The following is a 20,682-nucleotide window of genomic DNA, read 5'->3' as shown; positions in this document are numbered from 1 at the left end:
GATGAGTATCGATCCGCATCAAATTGCCCACCGGTTTGCCGAGCTGAGCCCCGAGCGTCGCCAGGCCTTCCTGGCTCGGCTCGAAGAAAACGGCATGCGCTTCACCGACCTGCCCATGGTCGCGGTGCCGCGCTCGCCCACAGCGCCGCTGTCGCTGGCCCAGCGCGGTCTGTGGATCGCCTGGCAGCGCGAGCCCGCTAGCCCGGCCTACAACCTGGCGGGTGTGTTGCGCCTGGGCGGCCCGCTGAACGTCCAGGCGCTGGAGCAGGCCTGCAACGATCTGCGTGCCCGGCACGAAGCGCTGCGCACCTCGTTCGCCCAGGATGCCGAGGGCGAGCCGCAGCAATGCATTCATGCGCATCAGTTCCAAGCCCTGGTGTGCCTGGAACTGGACGAAGCCGGCTCGCAGCAGCGGGCTCGGGTATTGACCCAAGAGCCTTTCGATCTGATGGGCGGCCCGGCGCTGCGTCTGGAACTGCATCGCCTGGATGCGCAGCAGCATCGTCTGGTGATCGTGCTGCATCACATCCTGGCCGACGGCTGGTCCATCGGTCTGATCATCGAAGACCTGGCTGCCGCGTATGCCGCGCGTTGCCAAGGGCACGCCGCGCAGTGGCCGGCGCTGGCGCTGCAGTACGCCGATTACGCCGGCTGGCAGCGGCGATGGCTGGAGGCGGGCGAACAGGCGCGCCAGCTCGACTACTGGCGCCAGCAACTGGGCGATGACCACACGCCCCTGGCGCTGCCGCTGGACCGTCCACGCAGTGCACAGCGCGATGCCCGCGGTGCCAGCGTCCGGGTGCAGGTGGCCGCCGACACCAGCGCGCGCTTGCGCACCCTGGCCAAGGCGCAGGGGGCAACCACGTTCATGGCCATGCTGGCCGTGCTCAAGCTGCTGCTGGCCCGGCAGAGCGGCGCCGACCGCGTGCGCATCGGCTCGCCGTTGGCCAACCGCACCCGCGCCGAAACCCAGCGCGTGGTGGGCTACTTCAGCACCTTGAGCGTGTTGAGCACCGCCGTCGATGAGCGGCAGAGCTTCACCGCGCTGCTGGATCGCGTGCGCAGCACCCTGTTCGAGGCCCAGGAACATGCGCAGCTGCCGTTCGACCAACTGGTGCAGGCGCTGGCACCGCCGCGCGAGGCCGGCACCCATCCGCTGTTTCAGGTCAAGTGCACCGAGCAACCGGCCAGCCGTCCGCAGCGTTTCGCCGAGCTGTCCATGAGCCTGGAAGGGCTGACCGCAGGGGAGGTGCATTTCGACTTGAGCGTCGACTTCACCGACCGCGCCGAAGGCATCGAGGTGTCGATCGCCTATGCGTGCGACCTGTTCGACGCCGTGCGCATCGAGCGCTTCGCCGCTCAGCTGTTGTCACTGACCGAAGCGGTGAGCCATGAGCCCGAACGGCGGCTGCTCGAACTGGCCGTTGAATGCGAGAGCGACGAGGGCGCACCGGCGGTCGAGGCCCAGGACGTAGTGGGCCTGTGGCACCACCAGCACCGGCTCGACCCGGATGCCGTCGCCTTGACCGGCGCCGGCATGAGCTTCAGCCGTGCGCAGGTCGAACGCGCAGCCAACGCCTTGGGCCAGCGTCTGCTCGCCCAGGGCGTCGGGCCCGGCGCACGGGTGGCGCTGCTGAGCGCGCGCACGCCGGCCATGGTCGTCGGTATCCTCGCGGTGCTCAAGTGTGGTGCTGCCTATGTGCCGGTCGATCCGCGCTGGCCGACAGAACGGCAGGCGGCGGTATTGGCCGACAGCGGGGTCTGTCTGGTGCTGGGCGCCGATCCCCAGGTGCCGGACCTTGCGTGGCTGGCCCTCGATCTGGACCTGGACGTGCCGCCATCGCCGCTGCCTTGGCCGCGGACGGTGCCCGAACTGCCGGCGTACCTGATCTATACCTCCGGCTCCAGTGGCACGCCCAAGGCCGTCGTCGCCACCCGTGGCAACCTGGCCGCCTATGTCGCAGGCGTCGGCCAGCGCCTGCAGTTGCCCGCGCAGAGCCGCTTCGCCATGGTCTCGACGGTGGCCGCCGACCTCGGCCACACGGTGCTGTTTCTCGCCCTCAGCCAGGGCGGTGTACTGCACCTGGCCGACGAAGAGCAGGCCTTCGACCCCGATGCCTTCGCCCAATGGCAGAGCGAGCAGGGCAGCGACGTGCTGAAGATCACCCCCAGTCATTTGCAGGCCCTGCTCAATGCCCGCGATCCGCTGCATGTGTTGCCGCGGCACACCTTGATCCTGGGCGGCGAAGCGACGTCCTGGGCGCTGCTCGACGAGATTCGCCGGCTTGCTCCACAACTGCGCGTGTTCAACCACTACGGGCCTACTGAAACCACGGTCGGTGCGCTGTGCCAGAACGCCGCCGATGCCGATCGCCTGCGCGCGCGAACCTTGCCCATCGGCACGCCGCTGCCCGGCGTACAGGCGCGTGTGCTGGATGCCTACCTCAACCCGGTAGACGACGGCGTGGTCGGTGAGTTGTACCTGGGTGGCGTTGGCGTGACCCAAGGGTACTCGGAGCGTGCGGAGTTGACCGCAGAACGGTATGTGCCCGACCCCTATGGTGCGCCCGGTGCGCGGTTGTACCGCAGCGGTGATCGCGTCCGGCGCCTGCCCGATGGCAGCCTGGAGTACCTGGGGCGCAGCGACGATCAGGTAAAGATTCGCGGTTATCGCGTCGAGCCGGGGGAGGTCGCCACGGCCATTCGCCGCTTGGCCGGCGTCGGCGAGGCGGCGGTGATCGCAGTCGCCGGCGAATACGGCGCTCACCAGTTGCACGCCTATGTGGTGCTGACGGCTGAGACCGACGTGACCACGTTGCGCCAGTCCCTGGCAGACCAGGTGCCGGACGCGCTTGTGCCGTCTCACTGGACCGTGTTGGACAAGCTGCCGCTCACCGCCAATGGCAAACTCGATCGGCGGGCCTTGCCCACAGTGGAGCCGGCGCTGCCGACCCGCGAGGGCCCACAAGGGCCGACCGAGCAGGCTCTGGCGCAGCTGTGGTGCGACCTGCTGGGACGCAGTGACATTCCACGCAGCGCTTCGTTTACCGAACTGGGCGGCGACTCGCTGCTCAGCCTCAAGCTGCTCGCGCGCATCCGCAAACAAGGGCTGCAAGGCGAGCGCAAGCTGACCCTGGCGGACGTGCTCAATGCTTCCAGCCTTGCTGTCTTGGCGGAGTGCCTGACACCGCCGCCGGTGGCCGAGCCCGAGGTAGTGTTTCTGAGCCGTTCTGGCAGCGGCGTGCCGCTATTCTGTCTGCCTGGGCTGATCGTCAACAGCAGCGAATTCAAGCCATTGGTGGCGGCACTGGGCGAGGATCGGCCGGTGTATGGTTTCGTCAGCCATGTCTACACCGAGCAGCGCTGGCGTGGCTACGACGTGCTGGCGCTCGCCAGCGAATATGCCGAGTACATCGTCCGTACCGTCAAGGGGGGCCGCTGCGCCTTGCTCGGCTGGTCATCCGGAGGCGAACTGGCGCTGGAAACCGCACGCTTGCTGCAAGGGCGCGCCCAGGTCGAGTTCCTCGGCCTGGTGGACGTGTTCGAGTCGGTGCCCTTTCATCCACGTCAGCCATTGGACGCTGCCACCCGGGATCGCGCGCAACCGCTGCTGGAGCACTGGCTGGCGCGCTCGGCCATGGCGACGCAATGGCGCGGTCTGTTCGCGCTGATGGACGCGCGCGAACGCGATGCGTTGGCCGAGTACGTGCTGGCCCACGACGGCCAATTGCCCTGCGATGGACCGGATCTGCTCTCCCGCGAATTCGAGCAATGGGCATTGCTCGACAAGCGTTTGAAAGCCGCGCGCCATGTGCTCGAACCTCTGGCCATAGCGGCGCACGTCTGGCAGGCCGAGGACTCCCTGACCCGTAGCGAGCGCCTGCGCGACTGGAACGGGTTGGTCGAGGTGGTCGAGCAGCGCTGTGTAGCGGGTGCGCACCACCTGGACATCGTCCGTCACCCCGGCTTCATGGCCGATCTGGCGCAGGCCCTGAAGGCCCTCGAAAGCGGCAGGCGATCGGAGGTGGCTAAATTTGCCGAGGCCACGAGCGTCTTCTAGGAACACGTCACCCGAAGGCCGCAGGCAACCCTGCGGCCCTCGCTCCTACACCCTCTTCTGGAAGGAATCGGTCACATGACGCAGCACCTCACCCCGACGGCTCCCCACGACCTCATCGGCATCGGCTTCGGCCCGTCCAATCTGGCCCTGGCCATCGCCTTGCAAGAGCGCGCGGAGCAGGGCGGCCGGCCGTTCGACGCGCTGTTTCTGGAGCGTCAGCCCGACTACAGCTGGCACGGCAACACCCTGGTCGCCCAGAGCGAACTGCAGATTTCGTTTCTCAAGGACCTGGTGACCCTGCGCAACCCCTCCAGCCGCTTCTCGTTCGTCAGCTACCTCAAGGCCCACGGTCGCCTGGTGGATTTCATCAACCTCGGCACCTTTTACCCCTGCCGCATGGAGTACAACGACTACCTGCGCTGGGTCGCGCAGCAGTTCGCCGAGCAGAGCCGCTATGGCGAGCAGGTGCTGCGTGTCGAGCCGATCGTGGAAGGGGATGGCCGGGTGCAGCGCCTGAACGTGGTCAGCCAGCACCAGGGCCGCGAAGTCCAGCGCCAGACCCGCTCGGTGATCGTCAGCACCGGCGGCACGCCGAAGATCCCCCAGGCGTTCGCCTCGTTCAAGGACGACCCACGGGTGTTCCACCATGCCCGTTACCTGTCGGCCATGGCCACCCAACCCTGCAGCCGTGGCGAGCCGATGCGCATCGCGGTGGTGGGCGCGGGGCAGAGCGCCGCCGAGGCGTTCATCGACCTCAACGACAGCTACCCCAACGTTCAGGTCGACATGATTCTGCGCGCCGCCGTGCTCAAGCCGGCGGACGACAGCCCGTTCGTCAACGAAATTTTCGGCCCGGATTACACCGACCTGGTGTTCAATCAGCCCGAAACCGAACGTGAGCGTTTGATCCGCGAGTACCACAACACCAATTACTCGGTGGTGGACCTGGACCTGATCGAGCGCATCTACGCCATGCTCTATCGCCAGAAAGTCTCCGGCGTCGAGCGCCATGGTTTTCTCTGCCGACGCATGATCGAAAGCGCCACTGACGTCGATGGCCGCGTGCAACTGCAACTGCGCGACCTGGCCACCGGCAGCACCGAAGCGCGGCGTTACGATGCGGTGATTCTGGCCACCGGTTACGAACGTCGCTCGCATCGCGAACTGCTCGCTCCGCTCAAGGACTACCTGGACGACTTCCGGGTCGACCGCGACTACCAGTTGATCGCCCGCCCGGAGCTCGAAACGCCGGTCTTCATCCAGGGCTTCAGCCAGCACTCCCATGGGCTGAGCGACACGCTCCTGTCGGTGCTGCCGGCCCGCTCCGGGGAGATCGCCGCTGCCCTGGAGCAGCGTCTGGAGGGCGTCGACCAGGACCGCCCGAACGTCCCACGCCGCACGGTGGGGCGAAGCCTCTCGGCGTGATGGCTGAACAGGAGCGGCGGATCGGATATGCTGGGTGAATGATGCTGTTTCTCATTCACTTGCTCACATGACCACAGGTGCCAGGGGCTGATGATAGACGTGCTTGCGCCGCTGTTTCGCGGCGATTTCGAAGCCTACCGGGACGTGTTGGTGCTGGCCGACGATCCGCGGCCAGCCACGGTGTACGATGAGCTGCTGGCGCCCGCTGCCTTCGCCGAGCTTCAGCGGCGATTCGGTCAGCGCTACAGCGGCGATGATCGCCGTGCCTGGGTGTCGTTGTGGGCCAAGCACTACATCGTCAAGCTGTTGCCGCCGGTGATGGGCGCCACGTTGCTGTTGCGCTGGCGGCTGCCGCTGGGGCTGGGCGACACAGCCTTGTTGCTGGACGACGGCGCGCTGCCGCAAGGCTTTCGTCTGAGCGACAAAGGCGCACCGTTCGCCGCCGATGTGAACGATCCGTTCGAGCTGTTCGCGGGCCTGCTCGACGATCATCTGCAGCCGTTGTTCCAGGCCCTCGCCAGTCAGACCAAACTCTCGCCCAAGGTGCTGTGGAGCAACGCCGGCAACTACTTCGAAAACCTGCTCAACCTGATGGCCAAGGCCGGCATGCCTGCCGAACGCCTGGCGCCGGGCCGCGCTCTGCTGGAAACCAAGACACGCCCCGATGGCACCCGCAACCCGCTGTTCCAGCCGGTGCGCTACCTGCCCATCGACGACGCCAGCGGCCAACCCACCTTGCGCCGCGAGCGCAAGGTCTGCTGCGTGCGTTATCTCTTGCCCGAGCTCGAACTGTGCGGCAATTGCCCGCTGAAGGTGAATCCCGCCAGGGTACCGGCCTGACTCAGTCCGGCAGGCGCGCTCAGTAGTGGAAGCTGATCGCCGACCCATCGCCCGGATGCGCCATGACCCCCATGCGGATGCCGTAGATCGACTCCAGCACTTCAGCGTTCATCAGCTCAGCCGGTGGCCCCTGAACGAGTAGCCGCCCGCTGTGCAGCGCCACCAGGTGATCGCAGTAACGCGCGGCCATGTTGATCTCGTGCAGCACCACGACCACGCCCAGGTCCAGCTTGTGGCTCAGTTCGCGGATCAAGCCCAGCACCTCGATCTGATGAGCGATGTCCAGCGCCGAGGTCGGTTCATCGAGCAACAGGTAGCGGCTGTTCTGTGCCAGCAGCATGGCCAGCCAGACCCGCTGGCGTTCGCCGCCGGAGAGGTTGTCCACCAGGCGCTCGGCATAGGCGCGGGTGTGGGTCAGCTCCAGGGCCTGTTCGACCTGGGCATGGTCCTCTTCGCTCATGCGTCCCAGCGCGCCATGCCACGGGTAGCGGCCAAAGCGCACCAGTTCGCGAACGCTCAGGCCGTCGGCGGCGGGCAGTTGCTGCGGCAGGTACGCCACCTGCCGGGCGAACTCGCGGTTTTTCCAGTCCGCCAGGGGTACACCATCGAGCTTCACCGTGCCCTGGCTGGCGGCTTGCTGGCGGGCCAGCATCTTGATCAGGGTCGATTTGCCCGAGCCGTTGTGCCCGATCAAGCCGATGATCTGGCCGTGAGGCAGGGTCAGGTCGAGGGGGTGCAGGAGGGTGCACTCGGGAATGCAGAAGGACGCGGCCTGCAACTCGAACATGGAAGGGTCCTGAAAAGAAAGACGCTAATCTAAACGAGATAAGAACCATTATCAAAGGGTGGGGGTTGAATTGGTTGCCTTCCTGACCGGCTTTGAGCTGCAGTGAAATGAGCCTGGGGCAAGATCAGAAAACGTTACTCAAGTGGTTGTAATAGAGGTTTTACATCTGCTGGATCACCGCGAGCTTGACCGGTGAGCGTCTGGCGCCTGGGGTCGATCGGACCAGGTTCCACGGGGGGATCCCGCCGTCTCATAAATAATCGTATGGTCACATTTCAGATCTTAATTGCAAAAGGCCATCGCTCGATTGACGCTCCGGCGACCTGTCGTGGTTAATAGCTTCGACGCTATTTCACCCAGAGGTCTCTGCCATGTTCGGAACGTTTCCCCGCAAAAAACTCGCCCTCAGCGCCCTGACCGGCCTGGCGCTGCTTATCGGCGCGAACGGCGCGATGGCGGCGCAGACCTTGCGTCTGGCCCATGCCTCGAGCTCTGAAAGCCTGATCAACCAGGCCATGGTGCGTTTCGCCGCGCAGGTCAGTGAACAGACCAAAGGCGAGCTGAACGTGCAGCTCTATCCGGACGGCCAGTTGGGTGACGAGGCCCCGATCGTCGATTCGGTCGGCGCCGGAGCGATCGATATCGGCCTGGGCGGTTCGACCGACGGCATCGACCCGCGCCTGAATGCCCTGTCGCTGCCTTTCCTGTTCAAGGACGCCGCTTCGGTCCACGCCTACCTGGATAGCCCGGCCGGCAAGAAATTCCTGACCATGGGCCAGGACCATGGCTTTGTGATGCTCTCGGCCCTGGACTCGGGTTTTCGCCAGTTCGCCAACAGCAAGCACCCGATCTTCAAGCCAGCTGACCTTAACGGTCTGAAGATCCGTACTCCGCCCAACCCGGTCATTCTGGCGACCATCAAACAGCTTGGCGCCCTGGGCCAGTCGATCCCGTTCGGCGAGGTCTACACCTCGTTGCAATCGGGCGTGGTGGACGGGGTCGAGCCTGAACTGCGGGATTTCTACGACCAGAAGTGGTTTGAAGTGGCCAAGAACGTCTCGGTGTCCAACTACGTGTGGTCTGCCAACTTCTGGTTCATCAACAAAGACCGTTACGAAGGCCTGGACGACAGCGAGCGTGCCGCGCTGGACAAAGCCGTCGTTGACGCCACCGCCTGGTATCGCTCCCAGCTCGAAGCGGTCTACGCGAAGATCAAGACCGAAATGGAAGCCAAGGGCGTGAAGTTCAACGAGGTCGACACCGGCCCGTTCCGCGCGCTGGCCGGCCCGGTCTACGCCCAGTTCGGCAAGGTCTGGGGTGAAGACTTCGTCAATCAGCTGCGTCGCGACGCCCAGGGCCAGTAACCATGTCTATTTCCCAACACCCGGACCTGCCGCCCAAGGGCTGGCCGGAGCGTACGTTGGCAGTGGCCGGGGCGGTGATGTTCACCATGACCTTCCTGGCCATCCTGGCCGGGGTGTTCTCACGCTATTTCAACCTGCATGGGTTCGAATGGTCATTCGAGATCGCCACCCTCGGCTTCATCTGGGTGACCTTCATCGGCACAGTGATTGCCGAGATCCGCCATGAAAACGTGCGCTTCCAGGGCCTGGCCAACCTGTTGCCGGCCGCTGTTCAGCGAGGCTTGGACGCCTTCGCCAGCTTGGCTCTGCTGTGCATCAGCGGCTGGTTGCTGTACAGCGGCAGTGCGTTCATCGCTCGCACCGGTTGGGCGCCGACGCCGGTGCTGCGCTGGCCGGCGGGCCTGAGCTCGGCAGCGCTGGTCAGTGCCGCCGCCATGCTTGCCGTCCTGGCGCTGATCCGCCTGATCCGCCTGACTCGTAGCGGAGTTCGCCCATGACCGTCCTGATCTTGTTCCTGGCATTCGTGTGCCTGTTGCTCGCCGGTCTACCGGTGGTATGGGCCATGGCGGGTGGCACCATTGCCGCCTTGCTGTTCGGCGATCTGCACCTGCCATTGGCCTGGCTCGCCCAGCAAACCCTGCGCGGCGCCGACTCGTCCACCCTTGCGTCAATCCCATTGTTCCTGCTGGCGGGCGAGTTGATGAACCGCGGTGGGCTCACCCTGCGCATCATGCGTGTTGCCGAACATTGCTTCGGTCGCCTGCGCGGCGGTCTGGGCCTGGTCAACGTTGCCACCGCCTTTGTCTATGGCGGCCTCACGGGCTCGGCCACCGCTGACACGGGCACCGTGGCCAAGGTGATGATCCCGGTGATGGAGGAGCGGGGCTATCCGCGGGCCTTCGCTGCCGCGGTGACCGCTGCGTCCGGCACCCTGGGCATCATCGTTCCGCCCAGTGTGATTCTGATCATGTTCGGCGTGCTGACCAACACTTCCATCGGCGGCCTGTTCATGGCTGGGGTCATCCCGGGCGTCATGCTGGCGGCGGTGTTCATGGTCACGGCATACGTGGTCGGCGTTCGCGAACACTTTCCCAAGGTCGAGGGCAAGATGGACTGGGTCGAACTACGCCGTGACCTGCTGGGTGCCTTGCCGGCCTTGCTGATGCCGATCATGGTGCTGGGTTCGATCGTGACCGGCTTTGCCACGGCTACCGAGGCTGCTTCGCTGTCGGTGCTCTACGCGCTGGCGGTGGGCACCGTGATCTACCGACAGTTGGGCTGGCGTGATCTGTTCCCTGCTGTGACCGAAGCGGTGACGATCACCGGCTCGGTGATGATCATCATGGCCGTGGCCATGCCGTTCGGCTGGATACTGACCTTCGAACTGGTGCCGCACACCGTGGCGTCGTGGATCGTGGATATGCACACCGGGCCGTTGATGACCATTCTGCTGGTGATTCTGGTGCTCAAGGTGGTGGGCTTCTGGCTCGATCTGGGCCCTGCAATGATCATCCTCGCGCCGATCTTGGTCCCCGTGGCGAAGGCTGCCGGTTTCGAGCCGTATCAGATTGGCCTGATCTTCACCATGACGCTGGGCTGGGGACTGTTCACACCGCCCATCGGCACCAATATCTTCGTGGTGTGCAACGTCGGTCGCATCGAAATCGGTGCTGTATCGCGCCGGCTGATTCCGTTCTGGATCGCCACCGCATTCGCCATTGCCCTACTGGTCTTCTTCCCTGGCCTGACCCAGTGGCTGCCTCGTGTCATGGGCTACTGAGCCCCCTCATTGTGTAGAGAAATGCAGATGAAACATTTGATCGGTGGAATTTCCAGCGGCGGCCGCGCTTTGCCTGAAATCGATGGCCAGGCCTTCGGTGTCGGCCGCAGTGAAGGGCCTTGGCTGTGGGATGAGCAGGGCGTGCGCTATGTCGATACCGCCATGGGCTTTGGCGCGACGATGCTAGGCCATGCCCAGGCCCAGGTCGTCGCCGCCAGCAGCGCCGCCCTGCGCAATGGCCCGATGCCCTCGTTCGCGCATGCTGACGAAGAGCGTGCCGCCGCGGCGCTGGCCCGCTTCACTGGTGAGCTCAGCCAGGTGATCTTCGTCAACACCGGCAGTGAAGCGGTGCACTTGGCGTGCCGAACCGCTCGGGTAGCCACCGGCCGCACCCGCATTGCCAAGTTCGCCGCAGGTTATGACGGCTGGTACGACGCGGTGGCCTTTGGCAACGCCGGGCAACCGGCGGCGCTGATGGCGGGTACCGAGCGCCCTGAACAGGACGGCATGCTGCTGTTGCGCTACAACGATTTCGCTGACGCCGAGCAGTTGTTCCGTGACTGCGGCGACATCGCCGCCGTGGTGGTGGAGCCGGTGTTGGCCAATGCTGGCTGCATCGTGCCGGCGCCCGGCTACCTGAAACACCTCAGCGACCTGGCCCACGCCAATGGTGCGCTGGTGATCCTCGACGAAGTCTTAATGGGGCTGCGCCTGCATCCTGGTCTGAGCGGTACCCTGCTGGGCGCCGAAGCGGACCTGGCCACCGTCGGCAAAGCCATTGGCAGCGGGGTGCCGGTGGCCGCCCTGGTGGGCAAGCCCGAGTACATGGGGCTGTTCGAGCAGGGCAAGATCATCCGTGCGGGGACTTACAGCGGCGCGCCGCCGGCATGCGCAGCGGTACTGGCCACGTTGAAACAGTTGGCAAGCGCTGACTACCCGGCTCTGCTTGCGCGTGGTGACCGGCTGCGCGCCGATCTGGTGGCTGCCTTCGCGCAGAAGGGGATAGCGGTCAGCACCACCGGCTACGGCTCGGTGTTCACCTTGTGGCACTCGGCAATACCCCCGCTCACGTACGCCGAAGCCGTGCAGGTGGCTGACAGCGACTGGACCCTCGCCCTGCACAAGGCCTTGCGTCGCCAGGGCGTGACGACCATGCCGTTCGCCTTTGGCCGGGTCTACCTGACCTTCGCCCACGACGAAGAGGCCCTGCAGATGCTGCTCGACGGCTACAAGGCCGCAATCGCCTTGCTGTGAGGCGCACTCGCCGCCCGGAATCGGTCAAGGACGAAGTGGGCCAGGCGGCGAGTGTTGAGCAAGGCATGCTCGGGCATCAGCAACGCCAGTTCGATGCTCGGCAGTTCCGGAAACTGCGCGCCGCGCAGAATTCGCCAGCCCGGCGGCACCACGGACGCCGGCAGCACGGTGACCGCCGTACCCAAACGCACCGCATGCATCACGCCAGGTAGATGCGATGAGGAACTGACCACCCGCCACGGCGTACCGAGGCGGTCCAGTGCTTCGATGATCTGCGGCCTTGCCCGGCAACTGTCGGTGAACAACGACAACGGCAGGGTGCGTTGCTGTTCGGGGAAGTGTTCTGGCGATGCGCACCACAGCATCGGTTCGCAGCGCAGCAGCTCGCCCTGCAGCTTGCCATTGGCACGGGTGATGATGGCGATATCGATGCTGCCTTCGGCAATCATCGCTTCCAGACGCGAGGAAAAATCACAGATGATTTCCACCTGAAGATGAGGATGACGTTGCGTGAACGCCTGCATCAGTTCACAGCCCAGGGTCTCCAGGTAATCATCCGGCATGCCGATGCGGATGCGTGTGGCTTCCTGGCCACATTCGAGGGCCGTGAGTGCCTCATCTTCGAGCATCTGAATACGCCGCGCATAGCCGATCAGGCGTTCGCCGTGTTCGGTCAGGGTCACCCCGCGACGTGAGCGCTCCAGCAATTTGCGGCCGACCCTGGCCTCCAGCCGACCGAGCATCAGGCTCACGGCCGCTTGTGTCTTGCCGATCCGCTCACCGGCGGCGGTGAAACCGCCGTAATCAATGACCGCAACGAAGGCGGCAAGGCAGTCTGTGTCGAGATGGCGCATGGGGCAGGGTCCCTCGGTGAAAAGACAGCGGGCTGACGTGATCATGCACGTTTCATTCCCACAGCTTCATCGCTCGTCTCATCGCAGTGGTCAGGCCGCGTCCAGCTCTGCTTCCTGCCTGTCCAGACATCCCCGCTGGTGCTCACGCCTCAGGCCTCGGTGGGTTTCAGCATCACAGTGTTACCTTTCATGACAGGCTATCGCCTCGGTAACGTTGGTCCAGCTTGCCATCAAGCCGCGCTCGGTAAAACCGGCGTCATGGGAGCCAGGAGAAGTCCGCTACCTGGGGAACAGAGGGCGATCGCTGTCTAAGCTTATGTTTATTCAGTATTAATTGGATCTGGAACGGTCGATTACACTCATCGCCCGCACGTCATACGCAGGCGCTTTCCGATGTTCGCTTTGTCCATTTCCAACGGTTTGAAGGTCGGACGATGACTTTCGACTACGCGTTTGCGCTGTCCACGCTTCCCGCCTTCGTGCAGGCAGTTGGGGTCACTCTGCAGGTCGGTTTGATAGCCATTATGAGTTCACTGGCCGTTGCGGTGCTCAACGCGGCCATCGCCACGTTCAAGGTTCCGCTGCTGCATCGGCTGGTGCCGCTGTACGTCGAACTCGCCCGCAACACGCCGCTGTTGATCCAGCTGTTCTTCATCTATTTCGCCTTGCCCGCTCTGGGCGTACGGATTTCCGGTTTCGCGGCGGCCGTCATTGCCATGACGTTCATGGGGGGGGCGTACCTGACCGAGATCCTGCGCGCCGGTATCGAAGCGGTGCCCAAGGCGCAAATCGAGTCGGGGCTGTCCATCGGTCTGTCGCGCTGGCAGCTGCTGCGCCACGTGATCCTGCCCCAGGCAGGCATTCTCAGCCTGCCTGCGCTGTTCGCCAACTTCGTGTTCCTGCTCAAGGAGACCACGGTGGTGTCGGCCGTTGCCGTGCCGGAAATTCTCTACACCACCAAGAGCTACATCGCCCTGTATTACAAGACCTACGAGATGCTGGCGGTGATGACCGGCCTGTGTGTGTTGCTGTTCTTGCCGCTGTCGTTGCTGCTGGGTCTGCTGGAAAGGAGGCTCCAACATGGCCAGTTCGGGTCTTGAGTTGCTCTGGGTATCGGCACCGCAACTGCTCACCGGGGCCGGTCGCACCTTGGGTATTTCCGCATTGGCGATCCTGTTCAGCAGTATCGGCGGCTTGCTCTATGGCGTGCTGCGCAGCCTCGGCAAACGCTGGCTGGACGTGCCGCTGAGGGTCTACCTGGAGCTGTTTCGCGCCATTCCGGTACTGGTCTGGTTGTACCTGTTCTTCTTTGGCCTGCCGATCTTCTTCGGCGTCAGCCTGCCTGCGTTCTGGTGCGCGGTGCTGGTGCTGTCGCTGTGGGGCGCCAGCGAGATTGGGGAGGTCGTGCGCGGTGCGCTGCGTTCCATACCCCGCGGGCAGCGCGAAGCGGGCCTGGCCATCGGCCTGGGCCTGGGCCAGTTGTACGGCCGGGTATTGCTGCCCCAGGCGCTCAAGCGCCTTACCCCGCCGGTCATCAACGTTTGCACGCGTTTGCTCAAGACCAGCTCGCTGGCGGTACTGATCGGCGTTGTCGACATCACCAAGGTCGGCCAGCAGATCATCGAGCGTACCTACGAATCGGTGCTGATCTACGGATTTCTGTTCGTCTTCTTTTTTATCGTCTGCTATCCGCTGTCGGCCGCCTCCCGCGTGCTCGAACGGCGCTGGAATCACGCATGAGCGCATTGATCGAACTCGCAAGCTTCAGCAAGAAATTCGCCGACACACCAGTATTGACCGACATCGATCTGCGCGTGAGCGAAGGCGAAGTGGTGGTGATCCTTGGCCCCAGCGGTTGCGGCAAGAGTACCTTGCTGCGCTGCCTGAACGGCCTGGAGCTGGGTCACAGCGGCACCTTCACTTTCGATGGCCAGCGACTGCCCGCCAATGCCGACTGGCGCCGGGTGCGTCAGCAGATCGGCATGGTGTTCCAGAGCTATCACCTGTTTCCGCACATGACCGTGTTGCAGAACGTGCTGCTGGGGCCGCTACAGGTACAGAAGCGCGATGCCCAGGAGGCGCGGCAGCAGGCCGAGGCGCTGCTGGCTCGGGTTGGCCTGGCCGAACGCGTCAACGCCTACCCCCGCGAGCTCTCGGGCGGCCAGCAGCAGCGGATCGCCATCGTACGAGCGCTGTGCATGAACCCCAAGGTCATGCTGTTCGACGAAGTCACCGCTGCGCTGGATCCGGAAATGGTCAAGGAAGTCCTGGAGGTGATCCTCGATCTGGCGCAGGGCGGCATGACCATGCTCATCGTCACCCACGAAATGGCCTTCGCCCGGGCGGTGGCCGACCGCATTCTGTTCATGGACCGCGGCCGCATCGCGGAACAGAACGATCCCGAAACCTTCTTCAGCGCCCCGCAGACCGCACGCGCGCAGCAGTTCCTGGAAAGGTTTTCCTACGTAGAAAACATGCCGAAAAGGAAAGCATCGTGAACTTCAAATCTGCCCTGGTTCTACCCGTACTCGCCCTTGGACTGCTGGCCGGTTGCGACAAACCGGCCGAGCCCAAGGCCGCCACCCCGGCCGTGACGGCGAAGCCTGCCACCAGCTACCTGGAAACCATCAAGGCCCGCGACAAACTGATCGTCGGGGTATTCAGCGACAAGCCGCCCTTTGGTTTCGTCAACGAGCAAGGCGAATACGTCGGGTTCGACACCGACCTGGGCAAGCGCTTCGCCAAGGACCTGCTGGGTGACGAGAAGAAAATCGAGTTCGTCAGCGTCGAGCCGGCCAGCCGCATACCGTTTCTGCAAAGCGACAAGGTCGACCTGATCCTGGCCAACATGACCGTGACACCCGAGCGCAGCCAAGTGGTGGACTTCACCAACCCCAACCTGCGGGTGGCCGTGCAGGCGCTGGTGGCCGATGCCAGCAGCGTCCAGAAGCTCGATGACCTGGCCGACAAGACCATCATCGTCACCACCGGCACCACGGCCGATCTGTGGTTGACCAAGAACCACCCGGACTGGAAGTTGCTGAAGTTCGAAAAGAACTCCGAATCACTGCAGGCCCTGGCCAGCGGCCGCGGCGATGCCTACGCCCAGGACAATCTGGTGCTGTTCAACTGGGCCAAGCAGAACCCCGGCTATCGCGTGCTTGCCGAGAAGCTGGGTGACGAAGCGCCTATCGCGCCGGCCGTGAAGAAGGGCAACACCGAGTTGCGCGATTGGGTGAACGACGAATTGGCAAAGCTTGGCGAAGAGAAAGCCCTGCTCAAGCTTTATGACCAGTACGTGCGCAAGGACTTGCCGGCGGACACCGATCCCAATCTGGTCATCGTTGAAGGGGGGCATTGGAAGCCTTGAGGGCAGTCGATCGAACCGATCAGTTTTGCCCCAGCTTGAAATGGAAGTTCTTCATGAAGTTCCACGAGTAGGAGGGTGGCGGAGAGTAACAGCCCGGTTGATTGGCGGGGGTGGCATCGCAGCGTACGGTGTAGCCCTTGCTACCCATCTCACGCCCGCCCTCGCCTGTGCCTCTGTCACTGTAGGAGGCGCAGCCGGTCAGCAGGCCCAAGATCAATACCGCAGCCAATTCTTTCATTTCAGACTCCTTTCCATTGAGCGCGCAGCTTAGCCTTTGTCTGCTCCAAAAGGCTACTTGATGTTGGCCTGGCGCAGGGGTGCGCTCAGTTCTCGTTGCGCAGCGCCAGCAAATGCTTCATCTCCTCGCCCCGCAACGGCGGGCTGAGCAGGTAACCCTGGACGAACGGGCAACCCAGCGATTGCAGGCGGTCCAACTGGTCCTGGGTTTCCACGCCCTCGGCGACGATGTCGACGCCCAGCGCGCTGCCCAGTGACAGGATGCTGGTGACGATGGCGATGGTGCGGCGGTGGGTCATCATGCGCGTGACGAACGAACGGTCGATCTTGATCGAATCGATCGGGTAGCGGTCGATGTAGCCCAGCGAGCTGTAGCCGGTACCGAAGTCGTCCAGTGCGATGTGCACGCCCAGCTTGCGCAAGTCGGCCAGGGCGATGGCCACGGTTTCCGGCTCGTTGAGAAACACCGATTCGGTGATTTCGATTTGCAGGTCGCGTGGGCTCAGCGATGTGCTTTCCAGGATCTGCGCGACCTTCGCCACGAATCCCACATGATTGAGTTCGGCGCCCGAGACGTTGACGTTCAGTCGCAACCCTGCAGCGGAGCTGGCGTCCCAGCGCCTGATCTCGGCGCAGGCGGTCTGCATGACCCAGCGGCCCATCTCGTGGATGATGCCGATGTCTTCCGCCACGGCGATGAACACGTCGGGCGGTACGTTGCCGAGCACCGGATGCTGCCAGCGAACCAGCGCTTCGACGCCGGCGATGCGGCGCGAGCCGGCGTGGAAAATGGGTTGGTAGACCAGGTAGAACTCTTCGCGCGCCAAGGCGTGCTTCAGCGCATTGCGCATCAACAGCAGGTCCACCGCCGCTTGGCGCATGGGCAGGTCGAACAGCGCCCACTTGCCTGGGCCTTGCTTCTTCGCGGCATACATGGCGACGTCGGCGTCGCGCACCAGATCTTCGGCACCGGTGTGCGCAGCGTCGAGGGTGACGATGCCGACACTGCACGAAGTGAAGATCGCCTGACCCTCGACTTCGACGGCAACGCCGAGTGCCTGGATAACGCGTTTTGCGGTCTCGATGGCCGCCTGCTTGGACGCCTCGCCGGTGTGGAGGATGGCAAACTCGTCGCCACCGATGCGCGCCAGGACAGCGTTGTCGGTGAGGCAGGATTGCAGTCGCTGCGCCACGATCTGCAACAGGATGTCGCCGGCGCGGTGACCCATGCCGTCGTTGATGTATTTGAAGCGATCCAGGTCCAGGTACAGCACCGCCGCATCGCGCTCGGCCTGGGCCAGATTGAAGACCTCCTGGATCTGCGCCATGAAGTAGGCGCGGTTCTTCAGCCGGGTCAGATCATCGTGGAAGGCCGCGTAGGTCAGCTCTTCCTGGATCCGCTCGCGCTCCACCAGGCGAGAACGCAACGCCACCTGTTCCTCACGGTCGATCTGCGCTTGCCTGAGGCCTTCTTCGGCTTCCTTGCGCTCGCTGATATCACGCTGCACCGACACCCAGTGGGTGAACCAGCCTTTTTCGTTGGCCACGGGCACGATGCTCAATTGCACCCAGAAACGGGTGCCATCGCGGCGCGTGTTGATCAGTTCGACCTCGACCGGTTGCCACCGGGTCAGCGCGCTCCGGATCTGATCCAGGGTGCTGCGATCGGTTTCTTCGCATTGCAGGATGCGTGGTGTCTTGCCGACGATCTCTTCCAGGCTGAACCCTGTGGTCGCCAGAAACGCCGGGTTGCAGTAGACGATACGCGGGCCGGGCAGGTCGATCGGCTCGGCTTCGGTGATCAGGATCGCATCCTTGGCATGCACGACCACCGACTCCAGCAGGCGCAGCCGCTCGATGACCCCGGTGGGGCCGTTGCTGACCGCCGGGGGCGGAGCGGTATGGTACAGAGCGACCGAGTGGGTCTTGAGCGCATAGATCTGCGCAGCGCTGAGCAGCTTGAACGGCGGTGTCAGCGCCAGCAGGACGATGCCGGCGAGGACATCGCTGCTGTCCTTCACAGCAATACACACACGGTAGGTGTCTGCGAGCGACCCCAGGAAATCCGGCACCGAGTGGATGAAGGGCGAGCCGTCACCGATGTCGACCACGTCGCCGTAGGACATCAGCATGCGCAGCCAGGACTCGGTGGCCGCATCGACCGGCACCTCCCGTGTCGTGCCGTAGGCGGCGGTCACCCGCCAGGCACCGGGCGGACCCTCGATGAGCAAGCCACCGCAACACTGAGTGATGGCCGCCGCTGCCTGGATCAGACCTTTTAAAGCGGTGTTCGATGTAGCGTTTTCGGGAACAGCTGCAAGCATATGAAGGACCCAAGCAAGGAGGGGAGCGGCGACCTCCTGTCACGACATGTCATTTTGACATCATGGTGATGTTAGCACTACGCCTACCGGTCGGACCCCCTCTACGCATTTAAATTGCGCGACCGCCTTTTATTTCCCGGCAGGCGAGGACGGGCAGCGATCAACGGTCGTCTACCCGGCGCCAGCGGTCGTGCCTGCATGCTCCCCTGGTTTGCTCAGAAATACTTCAACCAGCCGATGTCACGGCGGCGTTGCTTGAGTTGCGCGAACCAGCGGGTGGGAAAGTACAGTGCGACGGCCAGTGCCACGGTCCACAGCCAGATCCCGGCCAGGCTGTCGAAGCCGTAGTACTTGCCCTGATTCAGGCCCCAGATCTGCACCGCGATCAGGTACATGGCTTTGAGCACCAGCAGGTGCAGCACATAGAAGAACATCGGCGCGCCGCCATAGCGTGACAGCACTTCGAGCACCGGGCGACCTTCGAGGCGCTGGAACAAGGCGAGCAGCAGCAGGCCGGCACCCATGGTGGGCATCAGGTACAGCAGCGACGGTGGGTACTTGGTCAGCGACATGAAACTCATGAAGGTGCGGACGTTGTCATCCAGCACGCTCCACGGCTTCTCGCCGTAGCCGTTCAGGTAGCGGATGGCAATGAACCCCACCAGCAAACCCACACCCCAGTTCAGCAGCAGACGCAGGCGCCGTGCCGGGTCGGCGTCGCGACCGAACCAGGGGCCGGCGCAGTAGCCCAGGGCGATCAGCCCGATCCACGGCAGGATGGGGTAGGTCGTGCGCGCGCGGGTGAACTCGGTGATTTCGAGGAACGCGCGCTGGTGCAGGATCGACCAGATCTCGAAGAGGGGCGACTCTGCGGTCAGAACGATGCCGTCCAGCAGGTTGTGGCCGGCGACGATGACCACGCCCACGATCGTTAGCGCAGTACGGGGCAGGTGGATGAGTGCGGCCAACGCAATCATGCTCAGGCCGATGGCCCAGATGACTTGCAGCCACAAGGTGGTGGGCACCAGGGTCGCGTTCCAGGCGAAGTTGACCAGCGTGAGTTCCAGAAAGACCAGAAACAGTCCGCGCTTGAGGAGGAATATCGAGACTTCCCGCGGGCTATGGGATTGCCCGTACAACCAGGCCGAGAGGCCGGTAAGGAAAACGAACACCGGGGCGCAGACCATGCTGCTGATGCGAGTGAAGAACAGTTCGGGAGGTGTGTTGACCGGATCCATGGGATCGCTGACCTGAACATGCAGAAAAAACGTTTCGCGCACATGATCGACGAGCATGAACAGCATGACCAATCCACGTAGTGCATCGATCGCCAGCATGCGCGTGTGTGATACCGCTTGGGTCGAGGCCGTGGAAAGCGAACTGGGAAAGGGTGGTGAAGGGGCAGCGTCGGCCATGGGCAGGCATCCAAAAATAAATCGGGATGCGAATGTTACGATATAACGTGCAAATTTGAAATTGCCGCTGTTCGAGCAGCCCTCTTAGGAACGGTCACCGGCCGAAAAAACGCCACGGTGTGTCATGGGAAACCGGTGAGGCCCCTTCGCGGCCACGGACCGCTCCTACGCGGCACTCTTTGCAGGAGCGGTCATCGGCCGCGAACAGGGCGGCGCCGTGTATCAGGCAGTCATCAATCAGGCACTCTCTTCCTGTTGCAGGCGCTTGATCAACGCCTCGGCCGCAGCTTCCGAGGACGCAGGGTTCTGCCCAGTGATCAGGTGACCATCCTCGACCACATAGCTGCCCCAGTCCGGACCTTTGGAATATTCCCCGCCATTGGCTTTGAGCATGTCTTCGACCAGGAAGGGCACCACATCCGTCAAACCGACCGCGTCCTCTTCGGAGTTGGTGAAACCGGTGACCTTCTTGCCTTTGACGATGGAATCGCCATCGGGCGATTTCACGTTCTTGAACACACCCGGTGCATGGCAGACGGCAGCGACCGGTTTGTTGGCGGCATAGAAGGCTTCGATGATGGTTTTCGAATCCGTGTCTTCGGCCAGGTCCCACAGCGGACCGTGCCCACCGGGATAGAACACGGCATCGAAATCGTAGGGGTCGACTTCGCTCAGCGGAAAGGTGTCGGCGAGGGCAGATTTGGCCTCTGCGTCATCGGCGAAGCGGCGGGTGGCGTCGGTCTGCGCATCCGGCTCGTCGCTCTTGGGGTCCAGTGGCGACTGGCCGCCCTTGGGCGACACCAGCGTCACATCGGCGCCGGCGTCGATGAAGGCATAGTAGGGGGCGGCAAATTCTTCCAGCCAGAAGCCGGTTTTCTTGCCGGTATCGCCCAACTGATCGTGGGACGTGAGAACCATCAAGATCTTCATGCACATTTCTCCTGCAGGTGTGGGGATGCAATGCACGGCATT

The 20,682-nt window shown here is 63.7% G+C and carries 17 protein-coding genes; 11 read left to right on the top strand and 6 right to left on the bottom strand.

The genetic code is table 11. The annotated features are described in order from the left end of the window. Position 1 precedes the first annotated feature (1 nt). The 3 genes from BLV18_RS11805 to fhuF all read left to right on the top strand — a co-directional run bounded on the left by BLV18_RS11805 (position 2) and on the right by fhuF (position 6,325). The gene (locus BLV18_RS11805) at positions 2 to 4,060 is read left to right on the top strand and encodes a non-ribosomal peptide synthetase (RefSeq protein ID WP_090358731.1); all 4,059 of its coding nucleotides are present in this window, start codon (positions 2 to 4) and stop codon (positions 4,058 to 4,060) included. Positions 4,061 to 4,135: 75 nt separating this feature from the next. After that, positions 4,136 to 5,485, top strand: a complete 1,350-nt coding sequence (locus BLV18_RS11800) for a lysine N(6)-hydroxylase/L-ornithine N(5)-oxygenase family protein (protein ID WP_090358729.1) — start codon at positions 4,136 to 4,138, stop codon at positions 5,483 to 5,485. Between the two features lie 90 nt (positions 5,486 to 5,575). Continuing rightward, positions 5,576 to 6,325, top strand: coding sequence for a siderophore-iron reductase FhuF (fhuF, locus tag BLV18_RS11795; RefSeq protein WP_090358728.1), 750 nt, complete (start codon positions 5,576 to 5,578; stop codon positions 6,323 to 6,325). A 19-nt stretch (positions 6,326 to 6,344) separates the two neighbouring features. On the opposite strand, the gene BLV18_RS11790 is transcribed toward fhuF, so the two are convergent. Further along, positions 6,345 to 7,112, bottom strand: a complete 768-nt coding sequence (locus BLV18_RS11790) for an ATP-binding cassette domain-containing protein (protein ID WP_090358727.1) — start codon at positions 7,110 to 7,112, stop codon at positions 6,345 to 6,347. Between the two features lie 371 nt (positions 7,113 to 7,483). On the opposite strand from BLV18_RS11790, the gene BLV18_RS11785 reads away from it, so the two are divergent. Genes BLV18_RS11785 through BLV18_RS11770 form a run of 4 tightly spaced genes read left to right on the top strand, consistent with a single transcriptional unit; the run spans position 7,484 to position 11,510 of the window. Next, positions 7,484 to 8,476: a TRAP transporter substrate-binding protein gene (locus tag BLV18_RS11785; RefSeq protein WP_090358726.1), complete on the top strand. Its 993-nt coding sequence runs from the start codon at positions 7,484 to 7,486 to the stop codon at positions 8,474 to 8,476. A gap of 2 nt (positions 8,477 to 8,478) precedes the next feature. Beyond that, positions 8,479 to 8,973, top strand: coding sequence for a TRAP transporter small permease (locus BLV18_RS11780; protein ID WP_090358725.1), 495 nt, complete (start codon positions 8,479 to 8,481; stop codon positions 8,971 to 8,973). Next, a complete protein-coding gene (locus BLV18_RS11775) occupies positions 8,970 to 10,256 on the top strand; it encodes a TRAP transporter large permease (protein ID WP_090358724.1) in 1,287 nt (428 codons plus the stop codon). The genes BLV18_RS11780 and BLV18_RS11775 overlap by 4 nt, the downstream gene beginning before the upstream one ends. A 27-nt stretch (positions 10,257 to 10,283) precedes the next feature. Continuing rightward, positions 10,284 to 11,510, top strand: coding sequence for an aminotransferase class III-fold pyridoxal phosphate-dependent enzyme (locus tag BLV18_RS11770; protein ID WP_090362250.1), 1,227 nt, complete (start codon positions 10,284 to 10,286; stop codon positions 11,508 to 11,510). On the opposite strand, the gene BLV18_RS11765 is transcribed toward BLV18_RS11770, so the two are convergent. Then, positions 11,483 to 12,364, bottom strand: coding sequence for a LysR substrate-binding domain-containing protein (locus tag BLV18_RS11765; protein WP_090358723.1), 882 nt, complete (start codon positions 12,362 to 12,364; stop codon positions 11,483 to 11,485). The genes BLV18_RS11770 and BLV18_RS11765 overlap by 28 nt on opposite strands. A gap of 434 nt (positions 12,365 to 12,798) precedes the next feature. On the opposite strand from BLV18_RS11765, the gene BLV18_RS11760 reads away from it, so the two are divergent. The 4 genes from BLV18_RS11760 to BLV18_RS11745 are packed head-to-tail and all read left to right on the top strand — an operon-like array spanning position 12,799 to position 15,734. Continuing rightward, entirely contained in the window at positions 12,799 to 13,464 is a 666-nt protein-coding gene (locus BLV18_RS11760) for an amino acid ABC transporter permease (protein WP_090358722.1), read from the top strand. Continuing rightward, positions 13,445 to 14,104, top strand: coding sequence for an amino acid ABC transporter permease (locus BLV18_RS11755; RefSeq protein ID WP_049860001.1), 660 nt, complete (start codon positions 13,445 to 13,447; stop codon positions 14,102 to 14,104). The genes BLV18_RS11760 and BLV18_RS11755 overlap by 20 nt, the downstream gene beginning before the upstream one ends. Continuing rightward, positions 14,101 to 14,862: an amino acid ABC transporter ATP-binding protein gene (locus tag BLV18_RS11750; RefSeq protein WP_090358721.1), complete on the top strand. Its 762-nt coding sequence runs from the start codon at positions 14,101 to 14,103 to the stop codon at positions 14,860 to 14,862. Before BLV18_RS11755 ends, BLV18_RS11750 begins: the two co-directional genes overlap by 4 nt. Beyond that, positions 14,859 to 15,734: a transporter substrate-binding domain-containing protein gene (locus BLV18_RS11745; protein ID WP_090358720.1), complete on the top strand. Its 876-nt coding sequence runs from the start codon at positions 14,859 to 14,861 to the stop codon at positions 15,732 to 15,734. Before BLV18_RS11750 ends, BLV18_RS11745 begins: the two co-directional genes overlap by 4 nt. A gap of 19 nt (positions 15,735 to 15,753) precedes the next feature. Here the strand turns inward: BLV18_RS11745 and BLV18_RS11740 are convergent, their stop codons facing one another. The 4 genes from BLV18_RS11740 to BLV18_RS11725 all read right to left on the bottom strand — a co-directional run bounded on the left by BLV18_RS11740 (position 15,754) and on the right by BLV18_RS11725 (position 20,640). Beyond that, a complete protein-coding gene (locus BLV18_RS11740) occupies positions 15,754 to 15,972 on the bottom strand; it encodes a hypothetical protein (protein ID WP_090358719.1) in 219 nt (72 codons plus the stop codon). A gap of 85 nt (positions 15,973 to 16,057) precedes the next feature. Continuing rightward, on the bottom strand, positions 16,058 to 18,295 hold the full coding sequence (locus tag BLV18_RS11735; protein WP_090358717.1) for a sensor domain-containing protein: 2,238 nt from the start codon (positions 18,293 to 18,295) through the stop codon (positions 16,058 to 16,060). 215 nt (positions 18,296 to 18,510) lie between these two features. Continuing rightward, complete coding sequence (locus tag BLV18_RS11730) at positions 18,511 to 19,632, bottom strand: acetyltransferase domain-containing protein (protein ID WP_090358715.1); 1,122 nt, start codon at positions 19,630 to 19,632, stop codon at positions 18,511 to 18,513. A gap of 315 nt (positions 19,633 to 19,947) precedes the next feature. Then, the gene (locus BLV18_RS11725; RefSeq protein ID WP_090358713.1) at positions 19,948 to 20,640 is read right to left on the bottom strand and encodes a type 1 glutamine amidotransferase domain-containing protein; all 693 of its coding nucleotides are present in this window, start codon (positions 20,638 to 20,640) and stop codon (positions 19,948 to 19,950) included. Positions 20,641 to 20,682: the final 42 nt, after the last annotated feature.

This window comes from Pseudomonas coleopterorum (genome assembly GCF_900105555.1).
Taxonomy (GTDB): Bacteria; Pseudomonadota; Gammaproteobacteria; order Pseudomonadales; family Pseudomonadaceae; genus Aquipseudomonas; species Aquipseudomonas coleopterorum.
Note: the sequence above shows the minus strand (reverse complement) of the source record. Positions and strands in the feature narration are given on the sequence as shown.

Coding starts and splice junctions, on each gene's coding strand:
- BLV18_RS11805 (WP_090358731.1), top strand. CDS start 2: ATGAGTATCGATCCGCATCAAATTGCCCACCGGTTTGCCGAGCTGAGC.
- BLV18_RS11800 (WP_090358729.1), top strand. CDS start 4,136: ATGACGCAGCACCTCACCCCGACGGCTCCCCACGACCTCATCGGCATC.
- fhuF (WP_090358728.1), top strand. CDS start 5,576: ATGATAGACGTGCTTGCGCCGCTGTTTCGCGGCGATTTCGAAGCCTAC.
- BLV18_RS11790 (WP_090358727.1), bottom strand. CDS start 7,112: ATGTTCGAGTTGCAGGCCGCGTCCTTCTGCATTCCCGAGTGCACCCTC.
- BLV18_RS11785 (WP_090358726.1), top strand. CDS start 7,484: ATGTTCGGAACGTTTCCCCGCAAAAAACTCGCCCTCAGCGCCCTGACC.
- BLV18_RS11780 (WP_090358725.1), top strand. CDS start 8,479: ATGTCTATTTCCCAACACCCGGACCTGCCGCCCAAGGGCTGGCCGGAG.
- BLV18_RS11775 (WP_090358724.1), top strand. CDS start 8,970: ATGACCGTCCTGATCTTGTTCCTGGCATTCGTGTGCCTGTTGCTCGCC.
- BLV18_RS11770 (WP_090362250.1), top strand. CDS start 10,284: ATGAAACATTTGATCGGTGGAATTTCCAGCGGCGGCCGCGCTTTGCCT.
- BLV18_RS11765 (WP_090358723.1), bottom strand. CDS start 12,364: ATGCGCCATCTCGACACAGACTGCCTTGCCGCCTTCGTTGCGGTCATT.
- BLV18_RS11760 (WP_090358722.1), top strand. CDS start 12,799: ATGACTTTCGACTACGCGTTTGCGCTGTCCACGCTTCCCGCCTTCGTG.
- BLV18_RS11755 (WP_049860001.1), top strand. CDS start 13,445: ATGGCCAGTTCGGGTCTTGAGTTGCTCTGGGTATCGGCACCGCAACTG.
- BLV18_RS11750 (WP_090358721.1), top strand. CDS start 14,101: ATGAGCGCATTGATCGAACTCGCAAGCTTCAGCAAGAAATTCGCCGAC.
- BLV18_RS11740 (WP_090358719.1), bottom strand. CDS start 15,972: ATGAAAGAATTGGCTGCGGTATTGATCTTGGGCCTGCTGACCGGCTGC.
- BLV18_RS11735 (WP_090358717.1), bottom strand. CDS start 18,295: ATGCTTGCAGCTGTTCCCGAAAACGCTACATCGAACACCGCTTTAAAA.
- BLV18_RS11730 (WP_090358715.1), bottom strand. CDS start 19,632: ATGCTGGCGATCGATGCACTACGTGGATTGGTCATGCTGTTCATGCTC.
- BLV18_RS11725 (WP_090358713.1), bottom strand. CDS start 20,640: ATGAAGATCTTGATGGTTCTCACGTCCCACGATCAGTTGGGCGATACC.